General features: G+C 70.2%; 11 protein-coding genes. 5 read left to right on the top strand and 6 right to left on the bottom strand.

The features are described 5' to 3' along the window. Positions 1-67: 67 nt before the first annotated feature. From AB0F58_RS26825 to AB0F58_RS26810, 4 genes are all read right to left on the bottom strand, one after another. The gene (locus AB0F58_RS26825) at positions 68-889 is read right to left on the bottom strand and encodes an SAM-dependent methyltransferase (protein WP_357148497.1); all 822 of its coding nucleotides are present in this window, start codon (positions 887-889) and stop codon (positions 68-70) included. A 184-nt stretch (positions 890-1,073) separates the two neighbouring features. Next, the gene (locus AB0F58_RS26820; RefSeq protein WP_357148494.1) at positions 1,074-2,291 is read right to left on the bottom strand and encodes a cytochrome P450; all 1,218 of its coding nucleotides are present in this window, start codon (positions 2,289-2,291) and stop codon (positions 1,074-1,076) included. A gap of 279 nt (positions 2,292-2,570) precedes the next feature. After that, entirely contained in the window at positions 2,571-3,548 is a 978-nt protein-coding gene (locus tag AB0F58_RS26815) for a sulfotransferase domain-containing protein (RefSeq protein ID WP_357148491.1), read from the bottom strand. A gap of 259 nt (positions 3,549-3,807) precedes the next feature. Continuing rightward, positions 3,808-4,545 (bottom strand): SDR family oxidoreductase, encoded by a 738-nt coding sequence (locus tag AB0F58_RS26810; RefSeq protein WP_357148488.1) that lies wholly within the window; start codon positions 4,543-4,545, stop codon positions 3,808-3,810. Between the two features lie 383 nt (positions 4,546-4,928). Here AB0F58_RS26810 and AB0F58_RS26805 point away from each other — a divergent pair, with 383 nt between their 5' ends. The 4 genes from AB0F58_RS26805 to AB0F58_RS26790 all read left to right on the top strand — a co-directional run bounded on the left by AB0F58_RS26805 (position 4,929) and on the right by AB0F58_RS26790 (position 11,799). Further along, a complete protein-coding gene (locus AB0F58_RS26805; RefSeq protein ID WP_357148485.1) occupies positions 4,929-6,479 on the top strand; it encodes an N-acetylmuramoyl-L-alanine amidase in 1,551 nt (516 codons plus the stop codon). 125 nt (positions 6,480-6,604) lie between these two features. Beyond that, the gene (locus AB0F58_RS26800) at positions 6,605-7,135 is read left to right on the top strand and encodes a hypothetical protein (protein WP_357148482.1); all 531 of its coding nucleotides are present in this window, start codon (positions 6,605-6,607) and stop codon (positions 7,133-7,135) included. Between the two features lie 204 nt (positions 7,136-7,339). Beyond that, a complete protein-coding gene (locus AB0F58_RS26795; RefSeq protein WP_357148479.1) occupies positions 7,340-11,503 on the top strand; it encodes a SpoIIE family protein phosphatase in 4,164 nt (1,387 codons plus the stop codon). After that, positions 11,500-11,799: an STAS domain-containing protein gene (locus tag AB0F58_RS26790; protein WP_357148476.1), complete on the top strand. Its 300-nt coding sequence runs from the start codon at positions 11,500-11,502 to the stop codon at positions 11,797-11,799. Before AB0F58_RS26795 ends, AB0F58_RS26790 begins: the two co-directional genes overlap by 4 nt. A 150-nt stretch (positions 11,800-11,949) precedes the next feature. Here AB0F58_RS26790 and AB0F58_RS26785 read toward each other — a convergent pair whose 3' ends face one another. Together AB0F58_RS26785 and AB0F58_RS26780 are read right to left on the bottom strand one after the other, a co-directional pair. Further along, the gene (locus AB0F58_RS26785; protein WP_357148473.1) at positions 11,950-12,588 is read right to left on the bottom strand and encodes an N-acetylmuramoyl-L-alanine amidase; all 639 of its coding nucleotides are present in this window, start codon (positions 12,586-12,588) and stop codon (positions 11,950-11,952) included. A 190-nt stretch (positions 12,589-12,778) separates the two neighbouring features. Next, positions 12,779-14,098 carry a M23 family metallopeptidase gene (locus tag AB0F58_RS26780; protein WP_357148471.1) on the bottom strand — a complete coding sequence of 440 codons (1,320 nt, stop codon included), beginning with the start codon at positions 14,096-14,098 and terminating at the stop codon, positions 12,779-12,781. Positions 14,099-14,492: 394 nt separating this feature from the next. On the opposite strand from AB0F58_RS26780, the gene AB0F58_RS26775 reads away from it, so the two are divergent. After that, the gene (locus tag AB0F58_RS26775; protein WP_357148468.1) at positions 14,493-16,256 is read left to right on the top strand and encodes an extracellular solute-binding protein; all 1,764 of its coding nucleotides are present in this window, start codon (positions 14,493-14,495) and stop codon (positions 16,254-16,256) included. The last annotated feature ends 97 nt before the right edge of the window (positions 16,257-16,353 follow it).

Below are 16,353 nucleotides of genomic sequence, written 5' to 3'. Positions count from 1 at the left end.
CTCTGGGTCAGCGGGGCGACGAACTCCACCCGGAGGGTTCCCGCAGGTCGGATCGACCCGCGAGTCGTCAGCCGGCCGGGGCGGACCTGCGGCCGACGGCGACGTAGAAGGTCAGGATGCCGCCCGGCGCGATGGCGACCGCGCCGTCGTGCGGGCGCCAGTCCGGATACTCCACGACTCCCGGCTCGACCAGCTCGTACCCGTCGAAGAGGGCGACGATCTCGTCGCGTGACCTGGGGGTCAGTTCCGCACCCACCTCGGTGTTGTACTTGTCCTGCATCTCGGCCATGTCCGGGATGGCGGTCGACCAGGAACTGTGCGAGAGCACCAGGAAACTGCCCGGTGCCGTGGCGTCCCGCAGCCGCCCGACGATCTCGGCGGGCCCGGCGCTGTCCGGGATGTAGTGCAGCAACCCCAGCAACAGCACACCGACCGGCTCGGTCAGGTCGATCAGGTCACGCAGGGCGGGATCACCGAGGATCTTGTCCGGCTCGCGGACGTCGGCCTGGATGACGGCCACCCGGTCGTTGCCGGCCAGGAGTTCGCGGCTGTGCGCGACGGCCACCGGGTCGACGTCCACGTAGACCACCCGGGCGTCGGGTGCCGCACCTTGGGCGACCTCGTGGGTGTTGTTGAAGGTGGGGATGCCCGAGCCGATGTCGACGAACTGACGGATCCCCTGCGCCACCAGGAGCCGGACGGCCCGGACCAGGAACTCCCGGTTCGCCTTCACCAGCTGCGGGAACTGCGGCTCGGTAGTGATCATGAATTGGCCGAGGTGACGGTCGGCCGCGACGTTGTGGCTGCCGCCGAGGAAGTAGTCGTACACGCGGGCGATGCTCGGTTGGTTGAGATCGACGCCCTCGGGCGCCCAATTCGGTCGGTCCACACACGCCTCCCATGAGTCTGTGCCGTTCGCCGGTTGGCCGGGGATATGCTCCGATCGTGGTGAGTGGCGAATCACCAGCGCTCGGTGGATCGCCTCGGGCACCACGGTCCCGCGACGGCCCGCGTCCGGGCCGGGCCGCGGGCCGCGCCGCCGCAGGGACGACGGTGGAACCTGCGCTGCCGGGTCAGCCGAAACGCAGCGGAAGCGCCTCGGGACCGTAGATCCCGATGGGCGGACGCCAGGTGACGTCACCGACGATCGACGGCGGCCCCAGGCGCCTGGCGAGCACGAGCAGTGCCTCGCCGAGTTCGGCGCGGGCCAACGCGGCGCCCAGACAGGTGTGCGGGCCCCCGCCGAACTGGAGTGGAGGGGTCTGCCGGGCGACCGTGATGTCGAAGGAGCCGGGGTTCCGGTACGCCCGTGGGTCCCGGTGGGTCGCGGGCGTCATGACGATGACGGTCGCGCCCTTCGCGACGTGCAGGCCGTGGTAGTCGAAGTCCTCCTCGGCCCACCGGAGGACGGTCCGCGCCGACGGGGACCAGCGCATCACCTCCTCCACCGCCTGCGCCTCCAGCTCGGGACGCTGACCCAGCAGGCGCCACTGGTCGGGGTGCTGGGAGAAGGCCACCACGGCGTTCGCGAGCTGGTGACGGGTCGCGTCGTGCGCGGCGAACATCAGGGTCACGATGAGGTTGAGGACCTCCTCCCTGCTCACCCGTCCCTCGTCCCGCTGGGCGGCCAGCAGCGCGGAGATGAGGTCGTCGCCCGGCTCGACCGACTTCCGGTCCATCAGGGCACCGACGTACTCGTACAGGCCGACGACGGCGGCCTCGACCCGGGCCTGGGTGTCACCACCGTGCGCGAAGCTCAGGACCAGGCCGAGGTCCATCGTCCAGTTCTTGAACGTGTCGTAGTCCTCGCCCGGTACGCCGAGGAGCTGGCACATCGCCGCGAGGGGCAGCGGGTTGCCGAAGTCGTCGACGAATTCGCACACCTCCACCGATTCGAGGTGGTCGGTCAGGCTCTCCGCCTTCGCCCGGATGAAGGGACGGAGGTTGTTGATCATGCGTACGGTGAAGGCCTTCGTGACCAGACTGCGCAGCCGGCGGTGCTCCTCCCCGTCGAAGGTGACGATCATCGAGACGTACCAGTCGTAGACCGGCCCCTCGGTGATGCCCTGCATCTCGATGAGACGGGTGCCGCCGTGACCGAGTCTCGGGTCACGCAGGAGTTCCTGCCCCTCGGCGTACCGCAGGACGACGGGGCCCACCGGGCTCTCCGCATACCAGCTTCTCGCCTGGGCCGACGCCACCTGGGGGGAATTGAAGTCGAAGTGCGGGTCGGCGAGATCGAGGAACGGCACGTCGTCGGTTATCGGATCGGGATTTGCGGTCGATGTCATGCTTCACTCCCGTGGAGCAGGATCCCGCTCCGGCGCATCCGGCCGCACCGGAAAGCTAATGACAGGGAGTATGCCACGGCGGCACGCCCGGTGGGAGCCTTCTTCGGCACCACCTTGCATATTCCGCCGGCTGAAGAAAATGCCCGGACAACGGGATTCCCAGGCCCAGAAACGGTGAGTAAATCGGAGATCAAACGAGGCCGGCGAAATCACCACACACGCCACCACCGAGGCAAACCGCGCCAGTACGGCCGCCCGGCCCGGTGCATCGGAAGACGATCAGCGTCGCGTGGGATTTCGGTGCTCGACAATCGACTCGGCCGGCTGGCGTGCGCGATCGTCGACCCGGGTGCCGTGCTCCCCCATGGCCATTCCGGAGCCCAGCCAGCCGGACCGGAGCCATTCGGCCAGCGCGGGGGGTGCCAGCTCCGCCAGCCGCTCCTCGTAGCGACGGACGTCGGACGGGCTGAGCAGCGAGCGCCACTGGCCGCTGGTGCCGGAGTGGAAGAACTCGCGGTTGCTGCGCCAGAGGTTGGCGCTGACCCCGGGTGCCAACTCGTCGGCACGCTCCCGCATCCGCTCGAACGTGGCCGCGGCGGCGAGTTCCTCGATCCGCCGGTCGCTGAGGTCGATCGCCAGCACGGTGGCCAGGCGTCGCAGCTGGCCGGGCAGGTCGGTCAGGAGATCGTTGTAGTGGAACAGCACCACCCCCGGCTCGTCCCGCCGGTCCCAGAACGTCCGCACGTGGTGGACCAGGTTGACCAGGGTCACACCCGGGCTGGTCGGGTCGTTGACGAACTCCCCGTCCGCCCACTGCCAGAACCGCTCGAGCGGGTCCGCCGGCGGCGGAGGCACCTGCCGGGGGTCGACGCCGGCTCGGGCGGCCTCGGCCAGCCGGATCGCTGGATTGATGTTGGCGCTGGCGGCGTCGAAGGACATCGCGACATCGCGTGGATCCCGGCCCTGGCAGAGATAGGTCACCCGCTCGTCGAAGGGGAGACCGTCGAGCGGGGTGTGGGTCTTGATGAAGCGTCGGTGCTGCTGGTTCTCCAGCGTCGCGACGGTGGTGGCGAGATCGTGGCTCACGGCATCGAGCCACGGGGAGAGCTCGGTCAGCGGACGAGGGAGATCGGGCGAATCGAGGATCAGCAGCGCACAGAGCATCTGCATCCAACTCGTGCCGCATTTCGGTGGCGTGCTGATCACCACGTCACCGTCGCGCAGCGGGAATCCGGCCCACAACGCACTGTCGGACACCCTGGTTCGGTACCGTCGAATTTCCGGCATAGTCGCAGACCTCCCGCGCCGTTGACCAATCCGCTCCTGTCGGAGCAACGCAGTCTAGCAAGCGGACAGCCCCGGAATTCAGATCTTGAATGCGCGACGCCGGTTCCGGTACTGATCGAATTTCGCGGTTACCGCGAATCATGGAACACCACGACCGACGGACGGCAATCAGCCGACCGGGCAGCCGCCACAACGGTGGTCGAGAACCGTTTCGCCGGGGTCCGGCGGGTCAGGCAGCGCCTCCGTTGACGTACAGCACCTGCCCGTTGATCCAGCGGGCCGCCGGGCTGGCGAGAAACGCCACCAGTTCCGCGGTGTCGGTGGGGTTGCCGAGCCGGTTCATCGGCGACATGGCCGCCATCCGGGCGATCACCTGCTCGTCCTTACCCTCGAGGAAGAGCGCGGTGGCGGTGGCTCCGGGTGCCACCGCGTTCACGGTGATGTCCCGTTCCCCCAGTTCCCGGGCCAGGATCAGGGTGATCGCGTCCACCGCGGCCTTGCTCGCGGCATAGGCGGCGTAGCCGGGCAGGGACAGCCGGGGCGTCGTGCTGGAGATGTTGATGATCGCGCCCCCGGACCGGACCCGGCGGGCCGCCTGCTGGTCGACCACGAAGGTGCCGCGAACATTGGTCCGGTGCACCCGGTCCAGATCCGCGAGGTCCAACTCGCTGACCGGAGCATGGACCACGATCCCGGCCGAGTTCACCACCACGTCGACCCCGCCGTAGGTCCGCTCGGCGGTGTCGAAGAGGCCGGCCACCGCGAGTTCGTCGGCGACGTCCGCCTGCACCGCGACCGCCTCCCCGCCGGCGGCGGCGACCTCCGCCACGGCCTGCTCCGCCCCGACCCGGCTGGTGGCGAAGGTCAGCACCACCGCGTAGCCGTCCGCCGCCAACCGCTGCACGATCTGGCGACCGATGCCCTGGGAGCCGCCGGTGACGATGGCGACACGCTGTGAGACGACCATGGTCAGCTCTCCTTGATCCGCGATCCTGAGGGACCCGTAGCGGCGACGGTTATCCAGCGACAGAATTAGATCAAACGAAGCTGTCGACGGCCGCCCCTGCCTGCTCTTTTGCCGCCGGACGGCATCCCGATGGCCCGTCCGAAGGGGACGGTCCGACTGGCCGACGACCTGACGGCAGGGGTGTTCCGTCACGGGACGGCAGCGCGGCGTGACGGTCGCCCCGGGGATCCCCGGCGCTCTCCCGACACCTGCCCAGTGAAGGAATCCTTCAGCGTCGACACACTCCGCCGAAGGACCTCGACATAGACAGATGTCACGCTATATGGTTCGGCGACCTGGGCGGCAGGATCACCGTCGCCCCTTGTCCTCAAGAGGAGTGACGGGTGACTGTTCGCAAATCCTCGCGCCGGGTGGGCCAACTGCTCGGCAGCGCGATGATCCTGACGATCGGCCTGACCGGTCAGGCGGCGCAGGCCGCACCGCAACAGGGCGCGGAGACGCTCGCCGCCGCCTTCGACCGGGCCGCAGCCCGCTCCGACGTGCCGCGCGACCTGCTCGCCGCACTCGGCTACGCGGAGACCCGGCTGGACGGTCACGACGGCGAGCCCAGCGCCTCCGGCGGATACGGCGTGATGCACCTGACCAGCAACCCGAAGGTACGTACCCTCGACGAGGCCGCGCGCCGTACCCGCCTGGACCGCACCGAACTGCGGACCCGGGACGCGGCGAACGTCGCCGGCGCGGCGGCGGTGCTCCGCTCCTACGCCGACCAGGCCGGGCTCACCGCCGCGCAGCGCGACGACGTCAACCAGTGGTACGGCCTGGTCGCCCGCTACGGCGGCTCCCCGGACCGGGCCACCGCCCGGCTGTACGCCGACGCCGTGTACGACCTGCTCGCCAGCGGCTTCAGCGCGACCACCGCCACGGGCCAGGTCACCGTGGACGGCCGTCCGGTCGCGCCCCAGCGGGGCGACTACGCCGAGGTGGCCCCGCTGGGCAGCGCCGACCTGGGCATCCAGAGCACCGACTACGGCCCGGCGGCCTGGGTGCCGGCGCACTCGTCGAACTACACGGTCTCCAGCCGCGAGTCGGCGTACCCGATCAACTACATCGTCATCCACACCATGCAGGGCAGCTACGCCGGCTCGATCAGCTGGTTCCAGAACCCCGCCGCCGGCACCAGCGCGCACTACATGCTCCGGTCCGCCGACGGCGCGGTGACCCAGATGGTGCGGGACAAGGACGTCGCCTGGCATGCCGGCAACTGGACCTACAACACCCAGTCGATCGGCCTGGAGCACGAGGGCTACGTCGACAACGCCTCCTGGTACACCGACACGATGTACCGGTCGTCGGCCGCGCTGACCCGGCACCTGTGCGACAAGTACGGCATCCCGAAGACCCGCAACAACATCATCGGCCACAACCAGGTACCGGGCGCCACCCACACGGATCCGGGTCCGAACTGGAACTGGACCTACTACATGCAGCTCGTGACCGGCACCACCACGCCCCCGCCGACCTCGTGGTCGACGATCGTGGACAACACCACCGCCGGCCGGTTCACCGCGAGTGCCAACTGGGGCACCTCGACGTACTCGGCACAGCGTTACGGCGCCGACTACCGGTACGCCTCCCCGGTCGCGGCCAGCGACACCGCCTGGTACAAGGTCAACATCCCGGCCACCGCCACCTACCGGGTGGAGGCCTGGTACCCGGGCGTCGCCGGCTACAACACCACCACGCCGTACATCGTGGTGACCAGCAGCGGCAACCAGACGGTTCACGTGAACCAGACAGGCAACGGTGGCGGTTGGCGCTCGTTGGGCACCTTCACGCTGACCGCGGGCGACGCCAACAAGGTGGGCGTCAGCCGCTGGTCCGGCAACACCGGCTACGTGATCGCCGACGCCATCCGCGTCACGCGGGTGTAGCGCGGCGGCCCGGTGGCCGGTGACCCGGCAGCGCCGGGCACGAGGAAGGGTCCCCCGGTCGCGGAGTGCGACCAGGGGACCCCACCGGGCCCCGCCCCGCACACCAGGACCCTCCCGGAGGAACGATGTTCAGCAGGCCCGCTCGGACGGCCGCATCCATCGTGCTCGCGGTCGGTGCCGCCGTCGTGCCGGCCACCGCGGCCAACGCACACCCCGACGGGGACACCGTCAGCGTCTATCCGCCGATCCAGGGCTCATCGACCTGGGACCGCTTCGGACTTTCCGGGCCTGCCTCACACCACGTCGTCTTCGGCAACTGGGGCTACCTCAACGACTGGTCAGTCGACATCTACCGCAATCCGGGCGCGGCCGTCGTCTCCCCCTTCGGCACCACCACCGCATCCGGCCACCCGGTCGCTGTCACGGTGGTCACCGTCCGTCCCGGGTGCGCCACCGGTAACCTCGCCGACGGTGGTTACCGCATCGGGCTCGAGGCACGGGACAGCACGACCGGTCAGATCCTCGCCCGCGCGGACGTCATGCACGTGAACAACAAGCCCGGCGGCATCGTCGTGGGGGCCCCGGTGGGGCCGTGGACCAAGCTCGGCGAGACCGGCCGCGCCGGGACGCCCTCGAACAACTCGGCGCTCACCTGAGGTCGGACGTAACGTCATGGTCGGGGGACCACACCCCGCACAGCTGGTAGCCCGGGTCGATGGGCGCGGCGCCGTGGCGGGCCGGCGGTCCGGACCTGCTCTACGATGCCGCGGGAGGTCACGGCTTCCGAGGACAGTTCGATCCTTCGCCGTGCAGGGCGACGATCGTGGTGAGACGTCCGGTTCGAGGGAGTTGTCGCAGCAATGAGCAAGGCTGAGCAGGGGCCGCAGGCTGGTGCCGACGTGTTCGCCGGTGACGGTGAGATCGGCCGTGACCTCGCGAAGGTGGACTGGGCGTCGACGCCTCTGGGAGCACCTGCCGGCTGGCCGCAGAGCCTGCGGACGGCGGTGAGCATCCTGCTGTCGTCGCGCTTCCCGATGTGGTTGGCGTGGGGGCCGGAACTCACGTTCTTCTGCAACGGCGCGTACCGGCGCGACACCCTCGGCAGGAAGTACCCGTGGGCGCTCGGCCGTCCGGCGCACGAGGTGTGGGCGGAGATCTGGCAGGACATCGGCCCCCGGATCGACCGGGTGCTGACGACCGGAGAGGCGACCTGGGACGAGGCGTTACTGCTGTTCCTGGAGCGGTCCGGTTACCGGGAGGAGAGCTACCACACCTTCTCCTACAGCCCGCTGCGGGACGACGAGGGCGCCCTGGTCGGCATGCTCTGCGTCGTCAGCGAGGACACCGAGCGCGTCGTCGGCGAGCGACGGATGGCGACGCTGCGGGATCTCGGATCCGATCCCAGCGTGGTGCGCACCGAGGAGGAGATGCTCGCCTTCGCCAGCCGGCAACTCGGCCGCAATCTGCACGACCTCCCCTTCACGGCGACGTACCTGTTCCACGACGACGGCAGCGCGCAGCTGGCCGCAGCTGCGGGCATCACCGCCGGTCATCCCGCCGTCCCCGGCACCATCCCGGTGGACGGGGCGGCGACGGTGTGGCCGGTGGCGGCACTGGCTCGCGGCGAGTCGGCCCTGGTGCCCCTCGACGGCGCCCCGCTCGCCGGACTGCCGACGGGAGCCTGGCCGGAACCGCCCGGTCAGGCATTTCTGGTGCCCCTCCTTCAGCAGGGCGGTGCACCGTACGGCTTCGTCGTCGCCGCCCTGAACCGGTACCGACCGTTCGACGACGGTTACCGGGGGTTCGTCGAACTGGCTGCGGGACACGTCGCGACCGGAATCGCGAGCGCGCGCAGTTACCAGTCGCAACAGCGGCGGGCGGAGGAACTCGCCGAGCTGGACCGGGCGAAGACGGCCTTCTTCTCCAACATCAGTCACGAGTTCCGCACCCCGCTCACGCTGATCATGGGCCCCCTGGAGGAGCTGCGGACCCGGCTCGACGGCACCGACGAACGGGTGCGCGAGGAGTTGCAGGTCATCCACCGCAACGGACTCCGGCTCGGCAAGCTGGTCAACACGCTGCTGGACTTCTCCCGCCTCGAAGCAGGACGGATGCAGGCGCAGTACGAGCCGGTGGACCTCGCCGCGACCACCGTCGACCTCGCCAGCGTCTTCCGCTCCGCGGTCGAGCGGGCGGGCCTCACCTTCGAGGTGGACTGCCCGCCACTACCCGAGCCGGTGTACATCGACCGGACCATGTGGGAAAAGATCGTCCTGAACCTGCTCAGCAACGCGCTGAAGTTCACCTTCGACGGGACGATCCGGGTGACGCTGCGCGTCGCGGACGCCCACGCTGTCGTGACCGTCGCGGACACCGGCATCGGCGTGCCCGTGGCGGAGATGCCGCGGCTGTTCGAACGGTTCCACCGGATCGAGAACGCCCGGTCCCGGTCGAACGAGGGCAGCGGCATCGGACTGGCCCTGGTCAAGGAACTCGTGGTGCTGCACGGTGGCGGCATCACCGCCGACAGTGTCGTCGGCGGGGGCACGACCTTCACCATCCGGCTTCCCTTCGGCAGCGCCCACCTGCCGCCGGAGGCCCTGACGAGCAGAGACGACTCCGGCGCTGTCTCGGCCACCGCCGCCCCCTTCGTCCACGAAGCGCTGCGCTGGCTGCCCGAGGACCCGGACCCGGCTGCGGAACCCGAGCCGGCGCTGACCGCCGGGGAGGTGCCCGGCGGGGCGGAGCGGGACGTCCGGGGCACGTCGGCCCGGGTGCTGGTCGCCGACGACAACGCGGACATGCGGAACTACCTCACCCGCCTGCTGCGTTCCGCCGGCCACCGGGTCGAAGCGGTCAACGACGGCCTGGCCGCGCTGGAAGCGGCCCGGGTCTCCAGCCCCGACCTCGTGGTCAGCGACGTGATGATGCCCCGGCTGGACGGGTTGCAGCTGGTCGCCGCCCTGCGCGCCGACTCCCGCACCGCGGGTACGCCCGTCCTCCTGCTGTCGGCGCGGGCCGGGCAGGAGTCCTCCATCGAGGGGCTGGAGGCCGGGGCGGACGACTATCTGGTCAAGCCCTTCTCCGCCGCCGAACTACTCGCGCGGGTGCGGGCGAACGTGGAACTGGCCCGACTGCGCAACCACCACGCACGGTGGCGGACCGCGCTGGTCGACTCGTTGCAGGAGGCCTTCTTCGTCTGCGACGACAAGGGCGCCGTCATCGAGATCAACACCACCTTCACCGACATCCTCGGTTTCGGTCCCGAGGACCTGCCCTACGCGCCGGTCCACCCCTGGTGGCCGAGCCAGGAAACCGAGCCGGAGGCGTACCAGCAGGTCGCCGACGCCTTCGCCATGCTCGTCGGGCAGACCCGCGGCTCGTACACCATCCCGGTTACCCACCGTGATGGTCATCGCCTGTGGGTCGCTGCCGCCTTCAGCCAGGTCGAGGACCCCGACACCGGCCGTTGGGTCATCGTCGGCACCTTCCGCGACGTCACCGCGGAGCACTACGCGGTGCAGCGGGAAAGCGCGCTGGCGGCCCTGAGCGTCCGCCTGTCGCAGGCGGACAACCTGACCGACGCCCTGCACGGCGTCCTCGACGAGCTGCGGGGACTGTGGAAGGCGACGTGCGTCCTCGCGGCCGTCTTCGACGGCTCGCACACCCCGGCGGTGACCGCGACCGATCCGCGCCTGCGCTGGGACACCCTGACCGACGAGCGTCGGGGCAGTCTCACCGCGCTGCGCGACAGGCCACTGCTCACCACCGTCGCCGACCAGACCGACGGCGCCGGAATCGCCGTCGAGCATCCGCACGGCACCATGGCCCTGTGGATCGAACTCGGTGAGAAGCGTCCCGTGACCGACCAGGACCGCACCCTGCTGGCCCTGCTGGCCGGTCACCTCAGCCAGGGGCTGCACCGCGTCCACCAGATCGACCAGCAACGGGAGACCGCCCTCGCGCTGCAACGCGCCATCCTCGGTCCCGCTCAGCTGCCCAGCGGCTTCGCCGTACGGTACTCACCCGCCACCCGTCCGCTCAAGGTCGGCGGTGACTGGTACGACACCGTCGAACTCGCCGACGGACAGATCGGCATCGTCGTCGGGGACTGCGTCGGCCACGGTCTCCAGGCCGCCACCGTCATGGGCCAGCTGCGCAGCGCCTGTCGTGCGTTGCTGTTGCAGGACTCCAGCCCGGCCCGCACCCTCACCGCGCTCGACCGCTTCGCCGCCCAGCTGCCGGGAGCCATGTGCGCCACCGTCTTCTGCGGCGTCCTCGATCCGGCGAGCGGACGGTTACGCTACGGTAGCGCCGGTCACCCGCCGGCCATCGTCGCCGATCCCGACGGCACCACCCGGCTGCTCGATCAGGGCCGCTCCCGTCCCCTCGGAGCCCGGGGCCGGACAGAGCGACCCGAAGCCGAAGTCACCGTCCCGGCGCGGGCCACCCTGATGCTGTACACCGACGGCCTGGTCGAGCGCCGCCGTCAGCCCCTGACCACCGGCATCGACCGCGCCGTGACCGTCATTCAGAACGGACGCGCCGACCCCATCGAGACACTCGCCACGGACGTCATGAACCAGCTGACTCCGGCCGGCGGGTACGACGACGACGTCGCGCTGCTGCTCTACCGGCACCCCGGACCGCTGGAACTGGACTTCGTCGCCGAACCCGCCGGCCTCGCTCCGGTGCGCAGCGCACTGCGCACCTGGCTCGACCGCTGCGGCCTGGACCCCATGAACGCCTACAACGTCCTCGTGGCCGCCGGCGAGGCCTGTGCCAACGCCATCGAGCACGGCCACCGCGACAACCCCGGCGGGCTCATCCGGCTACGCGCCATCGCCACCGCGGACGGCCTGCACCTGAGCGTCACCGACAGCGGCCACTGGAAGGCGCCCCAGCCGAGCGCCAACTCACACCGGGGGCGTGGGCTGATCCTCATGCGCACCCTGATGGACAGCATCACCGTCACCCCCGGTACCGCCGGCACCATCATCAACATGCAGGCGAGGATTCGATGAGCACGACACTGACCCTGGCCACCAGCCGTCGACCGGACGGCACCCCGGTCCTGGCCGCAGCGGGTGAGGTCGACATGAGCAATGCCGACGACTTCGCCGCCGCCCTTGCCGAGGCCGTGGCGACGACCTCCGGACCGCTCGTGGTCGACCTCACCGCACTGGAGTACCTCGACAGCGCCGGTCTCGCCGTCCTGTTCCCGCACGTCGAGCGGATCCACCTGCTCACCGGCCCACTGCTCGCTCCCGTCCTGACCATCGCCGGTCTCGCCGACCTCATGACGGTCAGCAATCGGTGATCCGACGGCCGCCCGGTCGTGGCCGGGCGGTGCGGCCCCGGAGAGCGAGGCCGGGCCGGGGTGGCGGACCCGCGTCGGGAGTCCGCCCCCTGCCGATGTCGACCTCTGCGAGCCGGTGCCCGTGTCCGGGCACCGGCGGTCCTCCGCCGGCTAGAGGCCGAGGTAGCTGGCGATGCCGTTGGCGTGCCCGCGCGCGGTGGCCGTGATGAAGTCGGCCCGCTTGAGCAGGTTCGCGTTGCCCACGGTGTCGATGAACAGGTTCTCGGTCAGCACGGCGGGCATGGCGGTCTCGCGCAGCACGTGGAAGTTCGCGGTCTTCAGGCCACGGTCGGTGACCGAGGCGACGGAGCGCATGCCGGCGAGCACCCGGGAGTGGATCGCGTTGTGCAGCGCGGCGGTGTTGCCGGTGGTCCCCGGGTACCGGTAACTCTCGAAGCCCGTACCGCCGCCGGAGTTGATGTGGATGCTGACGAAGACCGCGGCTCCCCACGCGTTGGCGTCGCTGGTGCGGGAGGCGAGACTGCGGGTGGTGTCGGTGGTACGGGACATCCGCACGTCGACGTTCCAGTTGGCCTGCAGGATGTTGCGGGTCTGGAGCGCGATGCTGAGGGTGAGGGACTCCTCGGCCAGCCCGTTTCCGACCGCGCCGGGATCGGTTCCCCCGTGTCCGGGGTCGAGGTAGACCTTCGGGGCCGCCGCCTGCGCGGTTCCGGCCATCCAGGGCGCCACAGCGAGACCAGCGGCGGCGGCCAGCAGGGTGCGGCGACGCGCTGAGGAGTTGCCGATCATGAGCACCTCTCCACGGAAGTAGGGTGCCGGGAAGCCGCCGTGGGCCGTCCCTTACCCGTGCGGGCTGGCACGGCGTCACTTTAATGCATGGCCATATTTAAATAAATAGATGTCTTGCGGGGCGGCGGGCGCGCCGGGCAGGGGCGCCCGCCAGCGGGGACCTCCCGGGCGGCAGGTCCCCGCTGGCGGTTCAGGCGGCGTAGATGTACTTGTTGTTCCCGACGGCCAGTACGGCCGCCGTGGAGCCTCGGACCCCGCTGTTCAGATTGCGCCAGCCGGTGCTGCTGGCCGTCTCGTGCACGTAGCCACCGGTGACGCTGTAGACCAGCTTCGTCCCGTTGACGTGCAGCGCGGCCAGGGCGGTGCCCTGCGCGCCGGCGACCCCGGTCCACAGGTTGCGCCAGCCCGCGTTGCTCGCCGCCTCGAAGATCCGGCCGCCGTTCAGGGTGTACACGATCTTCGTGGTGCCGGCCGCGATCGCCGCCACCGCCGAGCCCGGAATGCCGGTGCTGAGGTTGCGCCAGCCGTTCGCGCTGCTCGCCTCGTGCACGTAGCCGCCGACGATGCTGTAGATGTACTTGATCCCGCCGATCTCGATCGCCGAGATCGAGGAGGAACTCACGCCGGTGATGCCGGTGCTGAGGTTGCGCCAGCCGTTGCCGCTGCTCGCCTCGTGCACGGCACCGCCGACCACGCTGTAGATCAGCTTCACCCCCTGCCACGTCAACGCGGCCAGGGCGGTGCCCTGCGCGCCGGCGACCCCGGTCCACAGGTTGCGCCAGCCCGCGTTGCTCGCCGCCTCGAAGATCCGGCCGCCGTCCAGGGTGTACACGATCTTCGTGGTGCCGGCCGCGATCGCCGCCACCGCCGAGCCGGTGACCGGACCCGCGCTACCGGAGACCGGCAGGGCCTGCCAGCCGTTGAAGCTGGGTGCCTCGAACACCTGACGCGACTGCTGTCCCGGATTCTGCGCGATGTAGACCAACGGGCTGATCCTGGTGCCCGACGGGTCGATCATGTGCCAGTGCAGGTGCGGCCCGGTCGAGCTGCCCGACCCGGGCGCGCCGGCAGCACCGCCGGAGCGGCCCACGACGGTGCCCGCGCCGACGCTGGCACCGTCGGCGAGCAGGAACTGCGACAGGTGCATGTACTGGCTGCGGTAGCCCTCACCGTGGTGGATCGTGACGGTGTGCCCACCGGTGCCGTTGTAGGGGATGTTCTGGATGGTGCCGGCACCGCACGCCGGCAGCGGCGTGCCCACCCCCATGCCGTAGTCGATGCCGCCGAGCGAGCCACGGCGGAGGTGACCCTCCCAGGTGTCGGTGACCGGGTAGGCGCCGAACGGGTTGTAGAGCGCCGGTGCGGCGTGCGCGATGCCGGGAACCAGCACCCCACCCACGGTCATCGCGCCGGCGCCCAACGCCGCGGCGCGCAGCACGGCGCGCCGGTTCATGCCTGGTACGGGTTCGCTGCCGCTCCCGCAGCAGCCGGAACCGTCCTCTTGCTTCATACGAACTCCCTCTGAGACCGGCGCACGCGTCCGTGACCGTGGCTGTTTCGCTGTCGAGCAGTGGTGCGGGGTGCGGGTGGGTGGGGCGTACGGACCGACCGGTCCCGACCGAATCGGCCGGCGGAGCCTGTCCCGGTGGGCGACGGAACCGCCGGAGCCGCTCAGCCGATCGATCATAGTCAGTGTCCGGCGTCGGACGACCTGCACCAGCACCCCGGACCGGGTCCCGGTTCCCGCGAAGGAGATCCCCGCCGGGCGACAGGGTGTCCCCTTCTGTGCGACTCTTCGTCATGGTGGTCCTGACCCATGAACACGACCCGGTCAGTCCGCACCGCAGCTCGACCGGGCTGGTGGCTGTCGTCGACGCCGTCAGCGGACACCCTGGAGGGACCACATGGTGGTTGCAGACCGATCGACCGCCCGGCCGTGGTTGCCGTACACCGCGGCCATCGTGGCCGGCTGCGCGGTCATCGCGGCGGCCTACCTGATCGTCCGGCCGGCGGCGGACGTCGGGTGCACACCGCTGGAGGTCAGCTCGTCGATCGAGAAGGACGTGCTGCTCGGCGAGCTGGCCGACCGCTACAACAAGAGCGATCGGCGGGTCGGCGACCGGTGCGCCGTGGTGACCGTGCACGGCCTCGCCTCCGGTGCGGCGACGGACGCGCTGGCCGGCGGATGGGCGGTCAAGCAGCCCGGCCTGCCGCAGCCGCAGGTGTGGTTGCCGACGTCGAGCCTGTGGACCGGGCAGTTGACGTTGCTGGACGAGGCCGCCGGGCGCCCGCCGCAGACCCCCGGCCAGTACCCGTCGATCGCGAACAGCCCGCTGGTCATCGCCATGCCGAAACCGAAGGGTGAGCTGATCCGACAGCAGGGTCCACTCGGCTGGGGCGAGATCCTGGGCTCGTCCGGGCGCACGGGCTGGGCCGCCTTCGGTCGGCCCGAGTGGGGGCGGTTCACCTTCGGCAAGGTCAACCCGCACCAGTCCACCTCCGGGCTGGCGGCCACGATCGCGACGTACTACGCGGCCATCAACCGCGCCAGCGACCTGACCGAGAGCGACCTCGCCAACCCGGCGGTGACCCAGTTCGTTCGCCGCATCGAGGCCAACGTGTCCCACTACAGCGACGACATCGTGGACCTGCTGGAGAACCGCGCCGAGGCGGACCTGTCCGGCACCGGCACGGCGGCCCCGACGGACATGAGCGCGGTCGTCACGCAGGAGGAGTTGGTCTACCAGTACAACGAGGGGGAGCTGAGCCCCAACCGGGGCGAGAAGCCGAGGGTTCCGCTGGTCGCGGTGTATCCGAAGGAGGGCACGTTCAACCTCGACCACCCGTACGTGGTGCTCCCGTCGGCCAGCCCTGAGCAACGGGACGCGGCTGCCGACTTCCTGGCCTTCCTCCGGGAGCCGCCGCAGCAGCAGAGCTTCAGCCGACTCGGGTTCCGCGACCACCAACGGCACGCGTCCGAATCACTGATCGCCTCCGTCGGCGGGCGCGACGCCCAGGATCTCGCCTACTTCGAGCCGCCGGATCCCACCGTGGTGAAGGCGATCCGCACCGGCTGGGGCACGCTGCGCAAGAAGGCCAACATCCTCGTGGCCGTCGACACGTCCGGTTCGATGAACGCGAAGATCGGCGACCAGACCAGGTTCCAGGTGGCGACCAGGGCCGCCGCCAAGGGTTTCGGCCTCCTGAACTCCGAGGACCAGGTCGCGCTCTGGTCGTTCTCGTCCGAGACGGGACAACGGCCGAAGGCGCCGTACAGCGAGGAGGTCCGGCTGTCGGCGTTCGACCAGAAGACGCTCACCAAGGAACTCAACGGTTTACACGTCGAGGGCGGCACCGCGCTGTACGCCACCGTACGGGCGGCACACCGGCACATGCTCGACAACTACGACGAGTCCCGGATCAACGCGGTGGTCGTACTGACGGACGGCCAGAACGAGTACAACAGGGACAACAATCTCGACCGGCTGCTCCGAGATGTCGCGTTGGACCCGAACCGACCGATCAAGATCTTCTGCATCGCCTTCGACGAGAAGTCCGATTTCGGGACGCTGGACCGGATCGCCAAGGCGTCCGCCGGCAAGGCGTTCGACGCCCGCGACCCGGCAAAGATCGACGACGCGTTCGTCAAGCTGGTCAGTAGCTTCTAGCGGCGCGCCGCTCTCCCGGTGGCCCGACGGCGACCGGCCGGTCGCACCGGCTACCCGGCCGAGGGTGTTCCCGGACAGGGTTCACCCCGGCCGGGTG

The organism is Micromonospora sp. NPDC023956, assembly GCF_040639195.1.
Lineage (GTDB): Bacteria > Actinomycetota > Actinomycetes > Mycobacteriales > Micromonosporaceae > Micromonospora.
Note: the sequence above shows the minus strand (reverse complement) of the source record. Positions and strands in the feature narration are given on the sequence as shown.